The following is a 19,490-nucleotide window of genomic DNA, read 5'->3' on the forward strand; positions in this document are numbered from 1 at the left end:
GGCGGCCCGGTCGACCGGGCCGCCCACCGCGTTCACCACTGTGCCGGAGGCGGCGGCGGTGCGACCGGCGGCCGGTCGTCGCAGGTGATCGTGTTGGGCAGCAGCCACGGCGCGAGCCAGCCGCCGTCGTTGCCACCCAGGTCGGTCAGCGTGAACTCCGAGCCGGCCGGGGTGAAGTGGAACGACCCGCAGTTGTTGACGCCGACCGCGCCCACGTTGCGGGTGTCCACGTTGGCGAACGAGGCAGAGCCGGCCGTACGGGCGCTGACCACCGAGGTGCCCGTGCCGTCGACCCGGACGTCGCGGAAGCGCACGTTGGTGATCGAGTAGAGGTCCTTCACCGGCCAGTCGCTGACCAGCATGATCGCGTTGTAGGTGCTGTCCAGGTACGCGTCGCCGGTGACCTCGATGGCCGCGTCGATGCTGCGGTCCAGCGCGAACATCCAGATGGCGCCGAGCCCGATGTTCCAGTTCAGCTCGTACGTGCCGGCACGGGCCGTGGTGTTGCCGGTGAACCGCAGGTACCCGGCGAACGGCTCCGCGCCGAAGCGGGCGCCGGCGTGCAGGCCGCTGCCCTCGCGGACCGGGTCGGCGACGAGGTTGTGCGAGACGGTCGTGTCGGTGCCGCCGTAGATGGCGATGCCGTTGGCCAGCGTCGGGGACTGCACGGTGTTGTGGTCGAACGTGTTGCGGGCGTTGGCGGTCTTCTCCGACCACATCGCCAGGCCGTCGTCGCCGGTGTTGCGGACGAAGGTGTGCGCGACGAGAGAGTCGGTCACGCCGGTGTGGAAGTTGAGCGCGTCGGCGATCTGGTCGACGATGATGGTGTTGGTGATGCGGACGTTGCGCATCGGCCCGTCGAACCACACGCCGACCTTGGTGTGCCGCAGGTGCAGCCCGTCGATGGTGGAGTCACTCATCGCGCCACCGATGGCGTTGACCTGGTCGGTGTCGATGCGCTCGCGGACGTCGCCCTCGATGGCGAAGCCGGACAGGCGCACGTTGCGGCTGCCGCCGTCGGCGGCGTCGCGGCCATAGAACCCGACGCCGGTGTGCACCGAGCCGTCCGGCGCGGGGGTCGACAGGGCGACCTCGCGGCCCTTGATGATGGTGTGCCAGTTGCCGGCGCCCTCGATCGTCACGTCGTCGACGATGATGTGCCGGTTGACCTGGTACGTGCCCGGCGGGATGTACACCTTCAGGTGGGTGCGGCGGGCGAAGGCGATGGCCTTGTCGATCGCGTCGGCGGAGTCCCGTCGGCCGGTCGGGTCGGCGCCGAACGCGAGGACGTTCGCCGCGAGCAGCCGTACCCGCGGCGGCGCGACCAGTTCGGAGTCGAGCAGGTCGATGACCGTCCAGGCGGCGGCGGTGCCGGTCGGCGCGGTGAGCCGGACCTTGTCACCGGCCCGGTAGGTGCGCCCGAGCAGCAGTCGCTGCTCGTCGTAGAAGTGGGTGGGCCGGAACGGCGTGGTGATGCTCGGGTACGGCGTGGTGGCCGACGGCACGCACTGGCACTCGGTGATCCACCAGTCCGGGTGCAGCAGGCCGGCCTGCGGGTCGTTGGTGAACGGGTACTGGTTGTAGAGCCACGAGTACTGCGAGGTCAGCGTCATGGTGCGCGCGTGCTTGCCGTTGACGGCGACCGTCAGCGGCGCGGTGATCCCGCCGCCAGACGGCGCGTCCGGGATGCTGTACCGCACGGTGATCCCGTTGGCGGCGCTGGGCAGGACGAACTCGACGTACTCGCCCGGGGTGAGTCGGACGGCCCGGCGGCCGGACGCCTCGGCGGGCAGGGTGTAGGCGGACCGGTCGGGGCCGATGATCTCGCCGTTGGTGCGGGCGTTCTCGGCCTCCTGTTCGACGAAGTCGACGTCGGCCCCGCGCCCGGCGACCAGCGCCGGATCGAGTGCCGCCCGGGTGACGACCGGCTGCGTGCCGGGTGACGTGGCCGAGCCGGCCGCGGCGACGGTGGGTCCGGCGACCAGCACGGCGAGGCCGGTCGCGAGCGCGACGGCGGTGGCGACCGGGCGGCGGCCCGGGCGTCGGCGCGCCGGCAGGATGCTGCGAGACATCGGTGACCCTCCTGGGTGGGTGGTGGTGGAGGTCCGCCCGGCGTTCCCCTGGACGCCCGACATTGAGCGTCATGATGCAGCACCCCGCAGTCTCCTGCAAGACATCAATCAACGAACGAAAAGAGACGACTGTAAAGCCGCAAGAATTGGACGAAAGGACGGCGGCGGTGTCGCGCCTCGCCTGCGTCCCGCTGAGCCGGAGCGGGCGTACGCTGGGCCGCGTGGAGCACGAAGATCGGATCGCCCTCTTCCTCGACTACGAGAACCTGGCGTTGGGGGCCCGCGACCATCGTGGCGGCGGGGCCTTCGACTTCCGGCCGATCGCCGACGCGTTGGCCGAGCGCGGGCGGGTCGTGGTGCGCCGGGCGTACGCCGACTGGTCGTACTTCGACGAGGACCGCCGGATGCTCACCCGGTCCCACGTGGAGCTGATCGAGATCCCGCAGCGGATGGGGGCGTCCCGCAAGAACGCCGCCGACATCAAGATGGCCGTCGACGCGATCGAGTTGGCGTTCGAACGCGACTACATCTCCACCTTCGTCATCTGTAGCGGCGACAGCGACTTCACGCCGCTCGTCCACAAGCTCCGTGAGCTCAACAAGCGGGTCATCGGCGTCGGGGTGGAGGGGTCCACGTCGGCGCTGCTGCCACCGGCCTGCGACGAGTTCCTGTACTACGACCGGCTGGAGGGCGTGGACATCCCGCCCGTCCGCGCCCGGCATGCCCGGCCGGTCCGGCAGACCGGCCCCGACCAGCGGCCGACCGGGCCGGAGCAGCAGCGGGAGCCGGAGGTGGAGGAGCCGCCGGTGGGGGAGGAGCCCGGCCGGGACGTCGACACGCTCGCCGTGCAGGTCGCCCAGACGGTGGCCGGTCTGCAGGGCAGCGCGAGCGGCGAGGTGACCGCCTCCCGGCTCAAGCGCACCCTGCTGCGCAAGGACCCGACCTTCAGCGAGTCCGACTACGGCTTCCGTACCTTCGGCGAGCTGCTGCGCCACCTCGCCGAGCACAACGTGGTCGACCTGGCCGAGGGGCCCGCCAAGGGTGACCCGGAGGTGTCCCTGCCCGAGCACGGCGACCGGGAGGTGGCGTTCGGCCTGCTCCGGGGCGTGGTGGGCGACCTGGGCAGCGCCGGCAACCCGGTGGCGCTCTCCGGCCTGAAGAACCAGCTCCGCCGGGTGCGGCCCGACTTCAGCGAGAAGAAGCTCGGCTACCGCAGCTTCCTGCAGTTCTGCAAGGCCGCCGCCACCAGCGGCGCGGTCGACCTGCGGTGGAGCCCGGAGGCGGACGACTACCTGCTCACCAGCTCGTCCTGACCGCATCGACCGCTGTCGAGCGGAAGTGTCGGGACTGCCCATAGGGTGGACGGCAGGGCTGCCCCGAGGGCGAGGTGAGGGTCGTCATGCCGGGACGTGGGGAATGGACACTCGTCGGCCGCGACGTCGAGCTGAAGACCATCGAGGACGTCGTGGCGGCGCGGGTGCCCGGCCTGGTGCTGGTGGGCGACGCCGGCGTGGGCAAGACGCGGTTGCTGCGGGAGGCGTTGGCGCGCGCCGCTGACAGCGGTGTGGAGTGCCACTGGGTGTCGGCGACCGGCGCCGCCCGCTCGATCCCGTTCGGCGCGGTCTCGCACCTCATCCCCGCGCCGACCCGGCCGCACGCCGACCCGATGGGGCTGGTCGTCACCGTGGAACGCGACTTCGCCCGGCGCAGCGCCGGACGCACGGTCATGATCGGGATCGACGACGCGCACCTGCTCGACGAACCGTCCGCCGGGCTGCTGCACCAGCTCGCCGTGCACGGTCTGGCGGTGGCGGTGGCGACGGTCCGCGCGGGCGAACCCCTCTCCGACGCCCTCACCTCACTGTGGACCGGTTCCGGTCGGCGCCTGGAGGTGCGTCCGCTGCCGTCCACCGCCGTGGACCATCTGCTCGACGAGGCCGCGCCCGGTCCGCTCGACGCGCTCAGCCGCCGCCGGCTGCGGCAGCTCGCCGACGGCAACCCGCTGCTGCTGCGGGAGCTGCTCGCCGACGCGATGGAGACCGGCGGCCTGCACGAGGTGCGGGGCGTCTGGCGCTGGCGCGGCACCGCCTCCGGCAGCCCCCGGCTCGCCGAGCTGGTCAGCGCCCGGCTGCGCGCCCTCGAACCGGCGGCCCGGCAGGTGCTGGAGGTGGTCGCCTGCGGCGAACCACTCTCCCTGGCCCTGCTGGAACGGTTCGTCGACCCGACCGCCATCGAGGCGGCCGAGCGCAGCGGCATGGTGGTCGCGGAACGCTCCGGCGCGCGTACGGCCCTGCGGATGGCCCATCCGCTCTACGGCGAGGCGCTGCGCGCCAGCATGCCCGCCAGCCGTTCCCGGACCGTGTTCGGGCAGCTCGCCGACGTGTTGGCGAGCATGCCGCTGCGCCGCCGCGACGACGCGCTGGTCGCCGGTGTCTGGCAGCTGCGCTCCGGCAGCGTCCGGCACCCGGGTATCGCGTTGGCCGCCGCCCGACAGGCGATCGACCGGTTCGACATCGACCTGGCCGAGCGGCTGGCCCGCACGGCGTACGACGCCGGGCCGGGTTGGGAGGCACAGTGGCTGCTGGCCCGGGTGCTGCAGTACCAGGCGCGCAGCCAGGAGGCGTTCGACATGCTCCCGCCGGCCCCGCCGCCGGGCAGCAAGCGGCTCGCCATCTGGGCGATCACCCGGGCCGGGCTGCTCTACTGGGGTCTGGACCGGATCGACGAGGCGCACGAGACGCTGCGAATGGTGCCGGAGGGCTCGCCCGGCCACGACCTGGCCGAGGCCACCCGGTCGTGGGTGCTGTTCTACGACGGCCGGTGCGAGGCGGCGTTGGCGGTCGGTCAGGCCGTGCTCGCCCGCGCCGACACCGGCGTACGCGCGGCGAGCTGGGCGACCATGGGCGCGGCCTCGGCGGCGGGCATGCTCGGCCGGCTCGGGCTCGCGGCGGAGCTGGCGCGGCGGGGCCGGGCCGTGCTCGCCGCGGCGCCCGAACACCTGCCCTGGAACGAGGCCCAGGTCGGGCTGGGGCTCTGCTACGCCTGGTACGCCGCCGGTGAGCTGGCCGAGGCCGTCGAGCTGGCCGACGAGGGCTACCGCGCGGCGGTCGCCAGCGACGCGCGGGGGATGGTGGCCGTGTGGGCCGGGTTCCGGGGGATCATCGGCAAGGCGCAGGGGCAGCTCGACGCCGCCGAGGCAGACCTGCGCGAGGCCATCGCCCTGGTCGAGGAGAACGACCAGTACCACCTGGTACGGACGTACTGGGCCGAGCTGGCCGGCGTACGGGCCCTGGCCGGCGACCTGTCCGGCGCGCGGCGCTGGCTGGCCGCCGCAGACGCCCGGGAGCGGACCGCCAACCGGATCTTCCACGCCTGGGTGGAGCTGAACCGCGCCTGGGTGCAGGTCGCCGAGGGGGACCTCACCGCGGCGATCCGTACCGCCCGGCACGCGGCCGACCTGGCCCGGGGCAGCGAGCAGCCCACCATCGAGGCGGTGGCGCTCTACGAGTGCGCGCGCCTCGGCGCCCCGGAGCCGGTCCGGGACCGGCTGCGTACCCTCGCCGACCAGCTCGGCGGCTTGGCGTCGACCCTCGCCGACGCGGTCGACGGTCTGCTCCACGACGACGGGCCGGCCCTGGAGGCAGCCGCGGACGACCTCGTCGCCCGCGGGCACACGCTGCTCGCCGCCGAGGCGGTCGGCGTCGCCGCCCGGGCGTACGCCCGACGGGGTCGACCTCGACTGGCGGTGGCGCAGCGGGCCGCGACGCTGGCCGAGGCCTGCCGGGGCGTACGGACACCGCTGCTCGCCGCGACCGCCCCGGGCGTCGAGCAGGCGACGTTGACCCGCCGCGAGCGGGACGTCGCGCTGCTCGCGGTCGCCCTGTCCAGCCGCAGCATCGCTGACCGGCTCGGACTGTCGGTCAACACCGTGAACAACAACCTGGCCCGGGTCTTCACCAAACTGGGCGTCCGCAACCGCCGGGAGCTGGCCGTCGTGCTCGGTCACGAGACGGTCGGGCGTACGCCAGAGGGTCACCGCGAGCGATCCCCGCTCGACAGTAGGTAAGGCCGACTGATCTACCGGGTTACCGCGCGCGTCCCTACCGTGCGGTAACAACCTACCGGTGCACTCAGTCCCTGGAGGACGGCAATGAGCCAGTTGGATCCAAGCGGACCACCAGGAGCACGACCCACGAGGTCGTTCCAGAACGTTCTCTTCGCCGCCGGGATGGCGCTGGCGGTGGCCACGCTCACCGCGGTGGTGGCCCCGACCGCCGGGGGCGCCTCACCCACCCCGGCGAGCGCCGCCCCCGCGTCCGAGTCGTACGACGCGGCGCCCTGCACCCGCGAGTTGGAGGGTACGACCTGGCTGCTCGACCCGTGCGTCAAGCCGGGCGGGAAGCTCCCGGCGGAGGTCGAGGCGCGGCTCGCGCAGATCCGTACCCAGAACCGGGCGGCAGCCGACGACTGCCCGACCCCGACCGGTTCGGCGTCGGCGTCGGCCTCGGCGTCGGCGTCGCCGACCCGGCAGACCCGACCGCCGGTGACGGCCCAGGCGGTCGCCCAGCGCGCCCCCGCCGCGACCGCGACAGCGCCGACATCGCCGGCCTCGCCCAGCGGTTCGCCCACCTCGTCGCCCAGCGGCACGCCCTGCCCCTCGGGCAGCGCGTCTCCGTCGGGCAGCGCGTCACCGTCGGGGAGTGCGTCTCCCTCGGGGAGTGCGTCGCCGTCGGGTAGCTCGTCGCCGTCGGGCAGTTCGTCGCCGTCGGGGAGTGCGTCTCCCTCGGGGAGTGCGTCGCCGTCGGGTAGCTCGTCTCCCTCGGGGAGCGCGTCGCCGTCGGGCAGTGCCTCGCCGTCCGGCAGTGCGTCGCCGTCGGGCAGCGCGTCGCCGTCGGGCAGTTCCTCACCGTCGAGCAGCGCCTCACCCAGTGGGTCGTCGTCACCCAGCAACCCGACCGACCCCACCGACGGGCCGCCCTGGCCCACCGGCGGGCCGGGGTCGCCGCCACCGCCGCCGCCGACCGGCTGCCCGCAGGTCAACGGCAACCCCACCCTCGTGGACGCCAACAAGGACCGCATCCGCTGCCGCGAGGTGCAGACCGTCGAGGATGACACCGTCCTCACCGTCACCGGCGACTCGATCAGCTCGTCGCACCACCAGTTCGGCTTTGGGTTCATGGGTCCCGGCTGCCCGAACACCTCGTTCGACGATCGGGGCATGCCCGGCAACAACGGCGTCTACAGCTACGCCCGGCGCTACTACGACATGAACGGCAGCATCGTCGACTACGACAACTACGCCCGGACCGGGTACGGCACCGGCGACATCATCGCCGGCCGGGCCGGCCCCGACTCGTGCGGCAACCCGTGGGCCCGGGTGGCCAGTCCGCTCGGTCTCGCCACGGCCCGCATCGCCAAGGCGAAGAGCGACAAGCACGACGCGTACCACGTCACGACCGGCGGCGTGAACAACACCAACTGGACGACGGTGCTGACCCGGCTGGCGAAGTGCCGGGGTTACGAGTTCGCGGCGGAAACCCTGGACCCGTACGGCGTGTTCCGCTTCGAGTGGGCGGCCCAGGGTGGCAAGGCCGGCATCGTCACCAACGGCGGCGGCTGCAACTTCTGGCTCGACCTGCCGGTCGGCGAGGACTACTACATCAACGTCCAGGTGCCCCGCTACGACGGCCCGAGCCAGTACGCCGGCGTCAGCGCCGATGCCACCTTCATCGTCAACTCCCTGTTGGCGGCCGGCGCCGACAAGGTGGTGTGGATGCTCTACTACGACATCACACCGGCCAACATCGACATCGGGCAGTACGGCTGGATGCAGCTCAAGGCGTACCTGCCGGCGGCTCTGCTGACCTACGTACCGCCGCAACCGGTGTCGATGCTGTCGCCGTTGATCGACCCGCTCTGGGTGGGCACCGTGCGGGGCGTGATCAGCGACCTCAACTGGGCCATCCAGATGGGAGTCCCGTTCGACCCGGCCGTACGGGTGGCGCTTCCACCACCGTTCACGCCGGGTGACATTCAGATCACCGCCGAGGGAGGGTCGCCACATCCCAGCCCCTCGGGTCAGGACAAGCTGGCCAACACCCTGGCCAGTGTGCTGAACGGCATCTGAGTCGCTCCTGAGTCATCGCTCAGACGGGGAGGAGCCGCCGTTGCGGTTCCTCCCCGTCGACACACAGGTGGATCTGCGCCCGGATTGCGGCTATCGACCCCGTATCTGCCCACCTGCGCCGTACCCCCGGCGCGAAAATTGCTATACGGTCGGCGAATGAAGGTGGAGGAACACTGGTGGAACGGTGACACGACCCCGCGCGGGCGCCGGGACGTGTACATCCGTACTGACGGGCAAGGTTGGGAGGTTCGCGCCCAGATCGGTGGGGCGTCGGGCCGTGAGCGGGTGCAGCAGTGCCCCAGCCGGGCCTCGGCGACCATCCTCGCCGACGCCTGGCGCGGTACGCACCCATCCTGGCGCGAGCTGAAGCAGCGCTGATCCGGCACCGGGTCGGGCCGGCAACGCCCCCCGCGCCCCCCGGCCCACCCGGTGCTCGACCCCACCCCCTTTTCGCGCCCCGAGGTCACCCCTTCTGAATCATGATCGCGGCGACCTCTGCCGCGAGGGCCGATGCCCACTCAAGCTGAGGACAGTCGTCCCGCCCTCTGCATTCCAGGCACCCACCTGCCCGCCACGGTGAGTCGAGCGCATCCGTCCAGTGCGTGTCGAGCACGCGTTTGGCGGTGAAAAGCTCGGTGGCCCTGGACACGGGTTCGTCGATCGGCATGCTCGGCACCTTTCGCGATATCACGATGAGTCCCGCCCAGAGGTTGGCGAACCGATCGCGCCAATCCCCTGAGCGGGTGCCGGGGTCAGGCTCCACCGTTTGCCGAACGAAGGAACCGACCACCTTCGCTTGACCTTAGAGACCTTTAGTACCTAAGGCAATGTTGGTCTTGAAGGGGTGTGATCGGCGTGATCCGATGGAAGGTGCCGAACGAAGGAACCTTCACATGCCCATACCGACTGGCGGATACCGCGAGGTGGCCGAGGATCTCGCCGCACGCATCGCAAGTGGGGAGTACGCGCCGGGTGAGCGGCTGCCCACGTACAACGAACTCTCCGCCCTCTATGACGTCAGCGTGACCACGGTCCAGAGGGCGGTCATCGTCCTACAGACTCGTGGTCTGGTCATAGGTCTTCAGGGTCGCGGCCTGTGGGTCGCGGAGAAGTCGCCCACCTGATCGGCGCGCCCTTCGTCTTCCTTGATCACTTGATGCTCACCAGTTCGGAGAGGCTTCCTGGAACTGGTGAGCATCAAGTGATCAAGCCGAGAGCGCTCGATCAACTCGACTTCGCCGATCCGGGGGCATCCCGAGGCCGGGATACCGCGACATCGTGGAAGTGGAGTGGATCAACCCCGGGCGCGGCCAGGTCCCGTGGGCGCATTCCCCGCCGCAGGCCGGGTAGGCAGGGGTGGTCCGCGCGCGATGGAGGTCGCTCATGTCGCAGGGTCCCGACGAGGACAACCCTCGGCTCGACGAGGAGGTACGGGAGGCCGAACGCCGTCTCGCCGACCTCGTCACCCCGTCGGGCGACGCGCTGACCGACGACGACGCCCGCGTGCCGGACGATGCCCTCTCCGAGCGGGACGAAGCTCTCTCCGAGCAGGAAATTGCCCGCTCCGAGCGGGACGAGGCCTCCTCCGAGTAGGAGAAGGCCCCCTCCGAGCAGGAGACGAAGTAACGCTCAGGACGTCGGGACCGGCAGCACCGCGCCCTCGGCCGCCGACCGGTGCGCCAGCTCGATCAGCTCGACCGTGGCGGCCGAGTCGCGCGGGTCCACCGGCATCGGGGTGCCGTCGCGCAGCGCCGCCGCCACCTCGGCGTAGAAGCTCTGGTACGCCCCGGGCAGCGTCGGTGTCGGGCGCAGGTCACCGTCGACGCCGAGCAGGCCGTACCGCTCCGGTGGGACCTCGCCCCAGCCCGGCTGGTCCGGTCGGCCGCCGTCGTGCAGCGCGGCCTCCTGCACGTCCAGCCCGTAGGTCGTGTAGCCGGCGCGGTCGCCGAGCACCCGCAGGCGGGGGCCGAGCTGCGCGGTGATCGCCCCCATCCACAGGTGCGAACGCACGCCGTTGGTGTGGGTCAACGCCACGAACGCGTCGTCGTCGACCTCGGCGCCCGCGCGGCGGCGGTCGACCTCGGCGTAGACCCGCTCTACGGTGCCGAAGAGCTGCACGGCCTGATCGACGAGGTGCGCGCCCAGGTCGAACAGGGCGCCCCCGGCCTCGTCCACCCCGGCCAGCTCTCGCCAACCCGGCTTGATCGTGGGGCGGAACCGCTCGAACCGGGACTCGAACCGCAGCACCCGACCCAGCTCGCCGCTCTCCACGAGCGCGCGGGCGGTCAGGAAGTCGCCGTCCCAGCGGCGGTTCTGGAACACCGTCAGCGGCACTCCGCGCCGCTCGGCCTCCTCGACGAGCGCCCGGGCGTCGGCGGCGGTGGGGGCCAGGGGCTTGTCGACGACGACCGGCAGGCCGGCGGCGAGGGCCGCCCGCGCCATCGGCACGTGCTGCCGGTTCGGCGTCGCGACCACGACCAGGTCCAGAGCTTCGGGGGTACGCCACAGCTCGTCGGCGTCGTCCACCAGGCGGGCGTCGGGGAAGTGCTGCTGGGCCTGCTCGCGCCGCTGCGGATCGCGCGTCACGATGGCGTCCAGCCGCAGACCGGGTGTCGCGGCGATCAGCGGAGCGTGGAAGACCCGACCCGCCAGCCCGTACCCCAGCAGACCGACCCGCAGCGCCTCCGCCATGCCGTACCCCTTTCTCCTGGCCCGCGCCCGGTTCGGCGGCGGTACCGCCGATCGAATCTACGCTCCGATCATCGCCCGGCGCTGGTCAGCCCACCGGGTCGGCGCGCAGATAGGTGAGCACGGCGAGCACCCGGCGGTTCGTGTCGTCGCTGGGCGGCAGGTCGAGCTTCAGCAGGATGTTGCCGACGTGCTTGCCGATGGCGGCCTCGGTGACGTGCAGCCGGGCGGCGATGGACGCGTTGGAGCGGCCCTCGGCCAGCAGCGCCAGCACCTCCCGTTCGCGGGCGGAGAGCGCGGCGAGCGGGTCGCGGGGCCGGTGCAGCAGTTGCCGCACCACGTCCGGGTCGATGGCGGTGCCGCCGTCGGTGACGCGGCGCAGCGTGTCGACGAACTCGGTGACCTCGGCCACCCGGTCCTTGAGCAGGTAGCCGACCCGCTGGCCGTCGCCGCTGTCCAGCAGCGCCGCCGCGTACCCGGTCTGCACGAACTGGCTGAGCACCACCACGGGCAGGCCGGGCCGCTCGGCGCGCAGCGCGACGGCGGCGCGTAGCCCGTCGTCACGCCGACCCGGTGGCATCCGGATGTCGGTCAGCACGAGATCCGGCTGGTGCGTGCGGGCCGCCTCCAGCAGTTCCGGCGCGGAGCCGACGGCCGCGCACACCGCGAACTCGAAGCGGGTCAGGAGCGCGACCAGCCCCTCGCGCAGCAGCACCTCGTCCTCGGCGAGCACCACCCGGGTCACCGGCGACATGGCAGCTCCACCCGGACCAGGGTGGGCCCGCCGGGAGGGCTGGCCAGCAGCAACCGGCCGTCGGCGGCGGCGACCCGGTCGGCGAGGCCGGTCAGGCCGGTGCCCCGGGCGGGGTCGGCGCCGCCGCGCCCGTCGTCGGACACCTCGACGACGAGGTCGCCGCCGGTCCGGGTCAGGCGTACGTCGGCGCGGGTCGCCCCGGCGTGCCGGGCCACGTTGCCCAACGCCTCGGACACCACGAAGTACGCGGTGGTCTCGACGATCTCGGGCAACTCACCGTCGACGTCGGCGTGCACCGTGACCGCGACGGGAGAGGCGTCGGCCACCTCGCGGACGGCGTCGGCGAGGCCGAGATCGGTGAGGCTCTGCGGCCGGATGCCGTGCACCAACTGCCGCAACATCACCATCAGTCCCCGCGCCTGGTCGTGCGCCACGGCGAGGGGCCGGGCGGCGGGGGAGTCCTCGGGTACGTCCAGCCGGGCCAGGCCCAGTTGGAGGGTGAGGCTGGTCAGCCGGGGCTGCGCGCCGTCGTGCAGGTCCCGTTCGATGCGCCGCCGTTCCGCCTCGTACGCGCCGACCAGCCGGGTCCGGGAACGGGCGACCTCGCGCAGCGCGGCGGCGTCGGCGGGGCTGGCCAGCGCCCACCGGGCGACCGTGGCCTGGGCGGCGGCGAGCAGTCCCGCCGCGTAGCAGAGCACCGGGACGAGCAGCACACCCACGATCGCGTACGGGACGGCTTCGCCGGTGCTCTCGATCGGGCGCCAGATCACCACCGGATCGGCCTCGCCGACCACCCAGGGGCTGGTGACCATCCCGAGGTCCAGCAGCACCAACACCAGGAACGTCCAGTACGCGACCGGCACCACACCGCCCAGCCAGAACAGGTACGCCACCTCCCGCCAGCCGGCCGCGCTGCGGTAGCGGGCGACCAGGCCCGGCCACCGCGACGTGGGCAGCGGGCGGCCGTCCACGAGGCCGAGTCGCCAGCGTTCGACGGCGGCGACCGGGACGCTCGCGAGCGGCGCGAGGGCCACCATCGTGAGGCTGCCGACTGCCAGGAACAGCATCAGCGGTATCTCCGGCGGCCGACCGTGCTGTCGCAGCGCGTTGGCGGCGGCCAGTAGGGGCGCGCCGATGATGAGCAGCCCGACGGTGAGCACACCGGCGATCGGCACGGTGGTGACCAGGTAGGCCAGCGCGCGCCAGGGCCAGGCGGAGATCAGCCAGTCGCGCCTTCGCAGGGCGGCGGCGAGGTGACGGGGGTGTTCCGAGGTCATGCCGCTGACGCTAATCGCCGACCAGGGGCGGCCCCAGCCGTCCAGATCCCCTTTGCGGGGTATGCCCAGCACTACCCGCGCCGGGGTGTGCGACGTCGGGAAACGGGAAGGACGCGCGACGTGTGACCTGTGGTGGCGACGGCGGGAGCGACATGGGTGCCAGAACGTTCGTGGTGGTCGGCGGAACCAGCGGGCTGGGCCTCGCGGTGGCCCGGCTGCTGCTCGACGAGTACCGCGTCGTGGTGTTCGGCAACGTGCCGGCCGAGGTCGCCGCGACGACCGACGAGCTGGGGTGCGACGGCGCGGTCTGCGACGTCTCCTCCTACGAGCAGGTCCGGGACGCCTTCGCCGAGGTGGTGGGGCGCTACGGCACCGTCGACGGGGTTGCGGCGTGCGCGTCGATGTGGGCGGGCGGTGATCTGGACGACCTGTCCGTGGAGCACATCCGGCGGGCCGTGGAGATCAACGTGCTGGGCACCACGTTCCTGTTGCGGGAGGCGTTGGCGCACCTGAACCGGCAGGGCTACGGCAACATCGTGTACGTCGGGGCGATGGCGCTGGCGGCGCCCAGGCCCGGCATACCGGTCTACCGGGCGACCAAGAGCTACGGCAGCAGCCTCGTCGACTCGCTGGCCGAGGCCCAGCACAGCAACCGGGTCAAGGTGATGCAGTTGCATCCCGGGCCGATGCCGACCCGCCTCCAGGAGCGCGTCGGGGCCGAGTTCCTCGACGAGATCTACGCCCTGCCCGAGCAGGTCGCCACCGAGGTCGTCCGACTGCTGCTGCTGCGACCCGACGACCTCTACGTCTCCGGTGAGCGCGTGCTCCGCGCGGACGGACGGTGGTGACGGCGGGGCCCGGGGCGGGGGACCGTCCGGCCTCCGCGTGGGCGCCCCTGCGCGGCGCCGTCTACCGCAACCTGTGGCTGGCCCTGCTCGCCGCCAACGTCGGCACCTGGATGCAGACCGTCGGCGCGCAGTGGCTGCTGATCCACCACGCCAACGCCGCCACGCTGGTCGCCCTGGTGCAGACCGCCAGCCTCCTGCCGGTGCTGCTGCTGGCGCTGCCCGCCGGTGTGCTGGCCGACAGTTTCGACCGCCGCCACCTGCTGATCGCCGTACAGCTGTTCCTGGTCGCGGTGGCGGTGGCGTTGGCCCTGCTCACCCTGACCGATCGGATGCCACCGGCCCTGCTGCTCACCCTGACCTTCGCGTTCGGCGTCGGGCAGGCGCTCACCCTGCCGGCCTGGTCGGCGGTGATCCCGGAGTTGGTGCCGCAGGAACAACTGCGCTCGGCGTCCGCGCTGGGCTCGATCAGTGTGAACGTGGCGCGGGCGGTGGGACCGGCGGTGGCCGGCGTGCTGATCTCCCGGACCGGCGTCGCCCCGGTGTTCGGGCTGAACGCGCTGGCGTTCGCCATCTTCGCGTACGCGCTGTGGCGCTGGCGGCCCGGCAACGCCCGCGCCGTCGAGGTGCCCGAGCGGTTCACCGCCGCGCTGCGCGCCGGGAGCCGCTACGTACGCCACTCGCCGACCGTGCGCCGGCTGCTGCGCCGCGCGTTGGTCTTCGTGATCCCGGCCAGCGCGCTGTGGGCGCTGCTGCCGCTGGTGGCGGCCCGGCGGCTCGGGCTGGGTTCCGGCGGGTACGGGCTGCTCCTGGGCGCGCTCGGGGTGGGCGCCATCGCGGGCGGCGTGCTGCTGGCCCTGATCCGTACCCGGCTTTCGGCCAACCAGCTCCTGCTCATCTCCGGCGCGCTGTTCACCGCCGCGCTGGCGGTCGTCGGCACCGTCCGGGTGGTGCCACTGGTGCTCGTGGCCCTGCTGCCGGCGGGGATGGCCTGGGTGACGGTGCTGGCCAACATCAACGCCGAGATGCAGCTCTTCCTGCCCAGCTGGGTACGGGCCCGGGGCCTGGCCGTCTACCAGGTGTGTTTCGCCGGCGGGCAGGCCGTGGGCGCGCTGCTGTGGGGTCTGGTGGCCGAGATGGGCGGGCTGCTCCCCGCCTACCTCACGGCGGCGGCGTTGATGTTCGTCGGAACGGTGACCAGCCGGATCTGGCCGCTGCCGGACCTGCGGTCGGTGAACCGGGAACCGGCGGCCTACTGGCCGCAACTGCACCTGGAACACGAGCCGGACCCGTGGGTGGGGCCGGTGCTGGTGACGGTGCGGTACACCGTCCGGCCGGAGCGGGAGGGACCGTTCCTCGCGGCGATGAACGTGGTACGCGCAGCCCGGCAGCGCACCGGCGCGATGCGCTGGGGGCTGTTCCGGCCGGCCGAGACGACCGGCCGGTTCGTCGAGGTGTACCTGGTGCCGTCGTGGGACGAGCACCTGCGCCAGCACGGCGGTCGGTTGACCGGCGCGGACCGCGAGGCCGAGGCGCAGGCCCGGGAGCTGACCGATGGCATCCCGCAGGTACGCCACCTCGTGCCGGCCGCCGCCGGACCGCGGCTGTCCGACGCCCGCGAAGAGGTTTGACGCGTCGTACCCGTCGGTGCCGACGGGCCGCCACCTGTGGACCGCGCCGGCACCGTACCGCGTACGCCCGCGTTGTTAGGATGGCCGGACCATGGCGACTGAGCGCAAGCCGACCGCGGACCCGGCCCGCAGCCTGGCGATCCTCTGGCGCACCCGGGAACCGACCAGCCGCGGCGCCGGGCAGGGGCTCACCGTCGACCGGATCGTCCGGGCCGCCATCGACATCGCCGACGCCGAGGGGCTCGACGCGGTGACCATGCGTCGGGTCGCCGAGGCGCTGGGGGTGGGCACCATGTCGGTCTACACATACGTGCCGGGCAAGGCCGAACTCGTCGACGTCATGATCGACACCGCGTACGGCGAGATGCCGCGTTCCGCCGCCGAGGGGGACTGGCGGGCCCGGCTGGAACGGATCGCCCGGGACAACCTGGCGCTCTACCAGCGGCACCGGTGGATGGTGCGGGCCGAGACCACCCGCCCGGTGCTCGGGCCGCACCTGGTGGCCAAGTACGACCACGAACTCGGCGCGGTCGCCGACATCGGGCTCTCCGACGTCGAGATGGACGCCGTGCTCACCCTCGTGCTCGGGCACGTGAAGAGTTCCGCGCGCGCCGCCTCCGAGGTGGTCGACCTGGAACGGGAGACCGGCATGACCGACGGCCAGTGGTGGCAGTCGCACGCGCCCTGGCTGGAAACGTTCCTGAACCCCGACAGCTACCCGACCGCGTCGCGGGTCGGCACGGCGGCCGGCCAGCAGCACGGCGCCGCCTACGGCCCGGAGTACGCCTTCGAGTTCGGCCTGCAACGCGTCCTCGACGGCATCTCGGTGGTGGTCGCCGAGCGGGCGGCCGACTAGGGCCTGTTTCATAAGGGCGGTCGAGCCCGGGCCCGCCGCAGACCGGCCAGTTCTTATGAAACAGGCCCTAGCCGTCCAGCGCGGGGACGGCGTTGCCGAGCCGGGCGAGGGAGCGGGCGGACGGGCTGCCCGGCTCGGCGTGGTAGACGACCAGCGACTGGGTCGTGCCGCTGATCGTCAGCTTCTCGTAGCGCAGCTCCAACTCGCCCACCTGCGGATGGCGGAACACGCGCAACCCGCCGCCCGCGCGGGCGGTGACGTCGTGGCGCGCCCACAGCCGCCGGAACAACTCGCTGCCGGCCGTCAACTCGTCGACCAGCTCGGTGAGCCGTGGATCGTCCACCTCCGCTCCCACCTGCGCGCGCAGGCCCGCCACCGCGCTGGCGGCGACCGCCTCCGGGGCCGGGTAGAGCGCCGGCACGCGCGGGCCCAGGAAGACCTCGCGCAGCAGGTTCACCCCGACCCGGTAGATCGGTGTCAGCGCGGTCGCCATCGGGTTGGCGAAGAGGACGTCCAGGTGTCGGCCGTGCACGAAGGCCGGCGTTTGCGCCCAGGAACCCACCAACTGCCGGATGCCCACCGGTACCCGCTCCGGGCGTCGTGCCGGGCGCTCGGGCGGGGCGTGCCCACCGAGGCGGCGCAGGTGCGCGGTGGCCTCCGTGTCCAACAGCAGCGCCCGGGCCAGCGCTTCGAGCACCTGGGCCGACGGGTTGCGGTCCCGGCCCTGCTCCAACCGCAGGTAGTAGTCGGCGCTGATGCCGGCGAGCAGGGCCACCTCCTCGCGTCGCAGCCCCGGCACCCGTCGGCGACCATGTGCCGGCAGACCGACGTCACCCGGCCCGACCAGCTCGCGCCGGGCACGCAGGTACTCGCCCAGCGGGCCGGCCATGCTCACCAGCCCATCGTAGGAGCGCCCGCCGCCGCCCAGCCTGGTCCTGCCACTACCAGGAAAACCGGTAACCCGGATATCGCCGTCCGGCCGGGTGACAGTGGGTCGCATACGGATTCCGAGAGAGATGGGACAAAGATGACCAAGCTCATCACGACGCCGTTCGGTTTCGCCTCGACCGCCGACGAGGTGCTGGCCGGAGTTGACCTGACCGGCAAGCGGGCCGTCATCACCGGCGGCGCGGCCGGCATCGGCATCGAGACCGCCCGCTCCCTGGCCGCCGCCGGCGCCGAGGTGGTGCTCGCGGTGCGTCGCGTCCCGGCCGGCGAGGAGGCCGCAAGGAACATCGCGGCCAGCGTCGGCGCGGACCGGGTCACGGTCCGCGAGCTGGATGTGGCCAACCAGGACTCGGTACGCCGGTTCGTCGCCGGCTGGGAGGGGCCGCTGCACATTCTGATCAACAATGCCGGGATCATGGCGCTGCCCGAGTTGGAGCGCACCACCGAGGGCTGGGAGATGCAGTTCGCCACCAACTTCGTGGGGCACTACGCGCTGACCGTCGGCCTGCACGACGCCCTCGCCGCCGCCGGTGGCGCCCGGGTCGTGTCGGTCAGCTCCAGCGGCAACCTCTTCTCCCCGGTGATCTTCGACGACCTGCACTTCGCGTTCCGGCCGTACGACCCGCTCCTGGCGTACGGGCAGTCCAAGAGCGCCGAGGCCCTGCTCGCCGTCGAGGCCGACCGTCGCTGGGCCGCCGAGGGCATCCACGCCAACGCCTTGAACCCGGGCGCGATCGCGACCGGGCTGCAGAAGCACACCGGCGGGCTGCGTACCCCGAAGGAGCGGCAGAAGACCCCGCAGCAGGGTGCCGCCACCTCGGTGCTGCTCGCCGCGTCCCCGCTGCTCGACGGCGTCGGCGGTCGCTACTTCGAGGACTGCGCCGAGGCCCCGGTCCGGACCGAGCGACCCGCCGACTACACCGGTGTGGCGGCGTACGCCCTCGACCCGGGCAACGCCGAGCGCCTCTGGAACGTGGCGGCGGACCTGATCGCCCGCTGACCCCGGAACCCGCCCGAGCGGGGCCCTGCGGATGGTACGACTGGGTCGGCGGGTGACGTCCGGGAAGGGGGGCGATGGCGAACGGGCTTCCCGGGCGGCTGCTCCAGAAGCGGGAGGACCCCCGGCGGACCTCGTTCCTGGAGCTCTTCTTCGACCTGGCCTTCATCTTCGCGTTGACCCGGCTGTCCCGGGCGGTGGTCGACGACCCCAGCGTCAACGGTGGCTTCCAGGTCATGGTGATGCTGGCGGCGATCTGGTGGGTGTGGTTCGTGACCGCGTGGTCGGCGGACTGGTTCGACCCCCGGGCGCCGCTGATCGTCGTACTCCTGCTCTGGGTGATGTTCGGCGGCCTGCTGATGGCCGCGGCCGTGCCCACCGCGTTCGGCTCGCACGCCGCGCTGTTCGCCAGCGCCTACGTGGCGATCCACGTCGGCCGGGGCGCCCTGCTGATCCCGGCGCTGCGCGGGCACCCGCTGCAACTGCGGAGCCTGCGGGTGGCGATCTGGTTCGCGATCTCCGGTGCGATGTGGTTGGTGGGCGCGGCCGTCGCGCCGGCCCGGGAGGTGCTCTGGACCCTCGCCCTGGTGCTGGAGTACTCCCTGGCCCGGCTGCGTTGGCCGTTTCCGTGGCTCGGGCGCAGCTCGTGGCCGGACCTCCAGGTCAACGGTGAGCACCTCTCCGAGCGGTACCAGCAGATCTTCATCATCGCGTTGGGCGAGCTGATCCTGTTCGCCGGCATCGCCTACAGCGACGCCGGCCTGCACGTCGAGAGCACGCTGGCCTTCGCCCTGGCGTTCGTCACCGCGGTGGCCCTCGCCCGGCTCTACCTGGTGCCGGCCGGCTCGCGGCTGGGCGCGAGCATCATGGCGGCCGGTCCGCCCGGCAGCAAGCTGGCGCTGCTCGCCGGCTACCTGCACCTGCTCATGATCGCCGGCGTCCTGGCCACCTCGGTGGCCATGGAGATGACGATCGAGAACCCCCGCACCGAGGAGACGGCGCAACTGGCCCTCGGCATCGTCGGCCCGGCGCTGTTCCTGACCGCCCGGATCCTGCTCGCGTGGGCGGTCGACGGCAGCCGGCCCTGGGCACGCCTGGTGGGCGTGCCGGCGATCATCGGGTTCGGGTTCGCGACCCAGCGGCTTCCGCACGTCGCCAACAGCGCCGTCGTCGCCGGGGTGCTGGTGCTGATCGTCCTGATCGACGGGACGCCCGGCCTCCGGCGCTCCGCCGCCAGCAGCAGGCGGGACGGCAGGCCCGATCCCCGGCGGCCCGGGTAACCCGCCGATGTCAGC

General features: G+C 72.6%; 18 protein-coding genes. 11 read left to right on the forward strand and 7 right to left on the reverse strand.

Annotation, left to right across the window (positions count from 1 at the left end; all coding sequences use genetic code 11):
• Positions 1-32: 32 nt before the first annotated feature.
• Positions 33-2,072 carry a glycosyl hydrolase family 28-related protein gene (locus AB0J36_RS25985; protein ID WP_363661204.1) on the reverse strand — a complete coding sequence of 680 codons (2,040 nt, stop codon included), beginning with the start codon at positions 2,070-2,072 and terminating at the stop codon, positions 33-35.
• A 221-nt stretch (positions 2,073-2,293) separates the two neighbouring features.
• Between AB0J36_RS25985 and AB0J36_RS25990 the strand changes: the two genes are divergently transcribed.
• Both AB0J36_RS25990 and AB0J36_RS25995 read left to right on the forward strand, forming a co-directional pair.
• The gene (locus tag AB0J36_RS25990) at positions 2,294-3,385 is read left to right on the forward strand and encodes an NYN domain-containing protein (protein ID WP_357120262.1); all 1,092 of its coding nucleotides are present in this window, start codon (positions 2,294-2,296) and stop codon (positions 3,383-3,385) included.
• An 86-nt stretch (positions 3,386-3,471) separates the two neighbouring features.
• A complete protein-coding gene (locus tag AB0J36_RS25995; protein ID WP_357120259.1) occupies positions 3,472-6,138 on the forward strand; it encodes a LuxR C-terminal-related transcriptional regulator in 2,667 nt (888 codons plus the stop codon).
• A gap of 11 nt (positions 6,139-6,149) precedes the next feature.
• Here the strand turns inward: AB0J36_RS25995 and AB0J36_RS26000 are convergent, their stop codons facing one another.
• Complete coding sequence (locus AB0J36_RS26000; RefSeq protein WP_357120255.1) at positions 6,150-7,124, reverse strand: hypothetical protein; 975 nt, start codon at positions 7,122-7,124, stop codon at positions 6,150-6,152.
• A gap of 4 nt (positions 7,125-7,128) precedes the next feature.
• Here AB0J36_RS26000 and AB0J36_RS26005 point away from each other — a divergent pair, with 4 nt between their 5' ends.
• On the forward strand, positions 7,129-8,199 hold the full coding sequence (locus AB0J36_RS26005) for a hypothetical protein (RefSeq protein ID WP_357120251.1): 1,071 nt from the start codon (positions 7,129-7,131) through the stop codon (positions 8,197-8,199).
• Between the two features lie 156 nt (positions 8,200-8,355).
• Complete coding sequence (locus tag AB0J36_RS26010) at positions 8,356-8,577, forward strand: hypothetical protein (RefSeq protein ID WP_355050387.1); 222 nt, start codon at positions 8,356-8,358, stop codon at positions 8,575-8,577.
• An 85-nt stretch (positions 8,578-8,662) separates the two neighbouring features.
• Here AB0J36_RS26010 and AB0J36_RS26015 read toward each other — a convergent pair whose 3' ends face one another.
• A complete protein-coding gene (locus AB0J36_RS26015; RefSeq protein WP_357120246.1) occupies positions 8,663-8,866 on the reverse strand; it encodes a hypothetical protein in 204 nt (67 codons plus the stop codon).
• 226 nt (positions 8,867-9,092) lie between these two features.
• Here AB0J36_RS26015 and AB0J36_RS26020 point away from each other — a divergent pair, with 226 nt between their 5' ends.
• Together AB0J36_RS26020 and AB0J36_RS26025 are read left to right on the forward strand one after the other, a co-directional pair.
• Complete coding sequence (locus AB0J36_RS26020) at positions 9,093-9,323, forward strand: winged helix-turn-helix domain-containing protein (protein WP_357120243.1); 231 nt, start codon at positions 9,093-9,095, stop codon at positions 9,321-9,323.
• A gap of 259 nt (positions 9,324-9,582) precedes the next feature.
• Positions 9,583-9,792: a hypothetical protein gene (locus AB0J36_RS26025; RefSeq protein WP_357120240.1), complete on the forward strand. Its 210-nt coding sequence runs from the start codon at positions 9,583-9,585 to the stop codon at positions 9,790-9,792.
• 36 nt (positions 9,793-9,828) lie between these two features.
• Here AB0J36_RS26025 and AB0J36_RS26030 read toward each other — a convergent pair whose 3' ends face one another.
• The 3 genes from AB0J36_RS26030 to AB0J36_RS26040 form a co-directional block, all read right to left on the reverse strand.
• A complete protein-coding gene (locus AB0J36_RS26030) occupies positions 9,829-10,890 on the reverse strand; it encodes a Gfo/Idh/MocA family oxidoreductase (RefSeq protein WP_357120237.1) in 1,062 nt (353 codons plus the stop codon).
• Positions 10,891-10,975: 85 nt separating this feature from the next.
• A complete protein-coding gene (locus AB0J36_RS26035; protein ID WP_357171526.1) occupies positions 10,976-11,641 on the reverse strand; it encodes a response regulator transcription factor in 666 nt (221 codons plus the stop codon).
• Positions 11,629-12,918 carry a histidine kinase gene (locus AB0J36_RS26040; protein ID WP_357396769.1) on the reverse strand — a complete coding sequence of 430 codons (1,290 nt, stop codon included), beginning with the start codon at positions 12,916-12,918 and terminating at the stop codon, positions 11,629-11,631. The genes AB0J36_RS26035 and AB0J36_RS26040 overlap by 13 nt, the downstream gene beginning before the upstream one ends.
• A gap of 152 nt (positions 12,919-13,070) precedes the next feature.
• Here AB0J36_RS26040 and AB0J36_RS26045 point away from each other — a divergent pair, with 152 nt between their 5' ends.
• The 3 genes from AB0J36_RS26045 to AB0J36_RS26055 all read left to right on the forward strand — a co-directional run bounded on the left by AB0J36_RS26045 (position 13,071) and on the right by AB0J36_RS26055 (position 16,250).
• Positions 13,071-13,766, forward strand: a complete 696-nt coding sequence (locus tag AB0J36_RS26045) for an SDR family NAD(P)-dependent oxidoreductase (protein WP_357120228.1) — start codon at positions 13,071-13,073, stop codon at positions 13,764-13,766.
• Positions 13,760-15,394 (forward strand): MFS transporter, encoded by a 1,635-nt coding sequence (locus AB0J36_RS26050; RefSeq protein ID WP_363661205.1) that lies wholly within the window; start codon positions 13,760-13,762, stop codon positions 15,392-15,394. The genes AB0J36_RS26045 and AB0J36_RS26050 overlap by 7 nt, the downstream gene beginning before the upstream one ends.
• 91 nt (positions 15,395-15,485) lie before the next feature.
• The gene (locus tag AB0J36_RS26055; protein WP_357171528.1) at positions 15,486-16,250 is read left to right on the forward strand and encodes a TetR/AcrR family transcriptional regulator; all 765 of its coding nucleotides are present in this window, start codon (positions 15,486-15,488) and stop codon (positions 16,248-16,250) included.
• Positions 16,251-16,317: 67 nt separating this feature from the next.
• Here the strand turns inward: AB0J36_RS26055 and AB0J36_RS26060 are convergent, their stop codons facing one another.
• Positions 16,318-17,139 (reverse strand): helix-turn-helix transcriptional regulator, encoded by an 822-nt coding sequence (locus AB0J36_RS26060; protein WP_357171591.1) that lies wholly within the window; start codon positions 17,137-17,139, stop codon positions 16,318-16,320.
• A gap of 138 nt (positions 17,140-17,277) precedes the next feature.
• On the opposite strand from AB0J36_RS26060, the gene AB0J36_RS26065 reads away from it, so the two are divergent.
• Positions 17,278-18,198: an SDR family NAD(P)-dependent oxidoreductase gene (locus tag AB0J36_RS26065; RefSeq protein WP_357120220.1), complete on the forward strand. Its 921-nt coding sequence runs from the start codon at positions 17,278-17,280 to the stop codon at positions 18,196-18,198.
• 74 nt (positions 18,199-18,272) lie between these two features.
• Positions 18,273-19,475 carry a low temperature requirement protein A gene (locus AB0J36_RS26070; RefSeq protein ID WP_357120217.1) on the forward strand — a complete coding sequence of 401 codons (1,203 nt, stop codon included), beginning with the start codon at positions 18,273-18,275 and terminating at the stop codon, positions 19,473-19,475.
• The last annotated feature ends 15 nt before the right edge of the window (positions 19,476-19,490 follow it).

Origin of the sequence: Micromonospora sp. NPDC049662 (assembly GCF_040675055.1) — a bacterium.
Taxonomy (GTDB): domain Bacteria; phylum Actinomycetota; class Actinomycetes; order Mycobacteriales; family Micromonosporaceae; genus Micromonospora.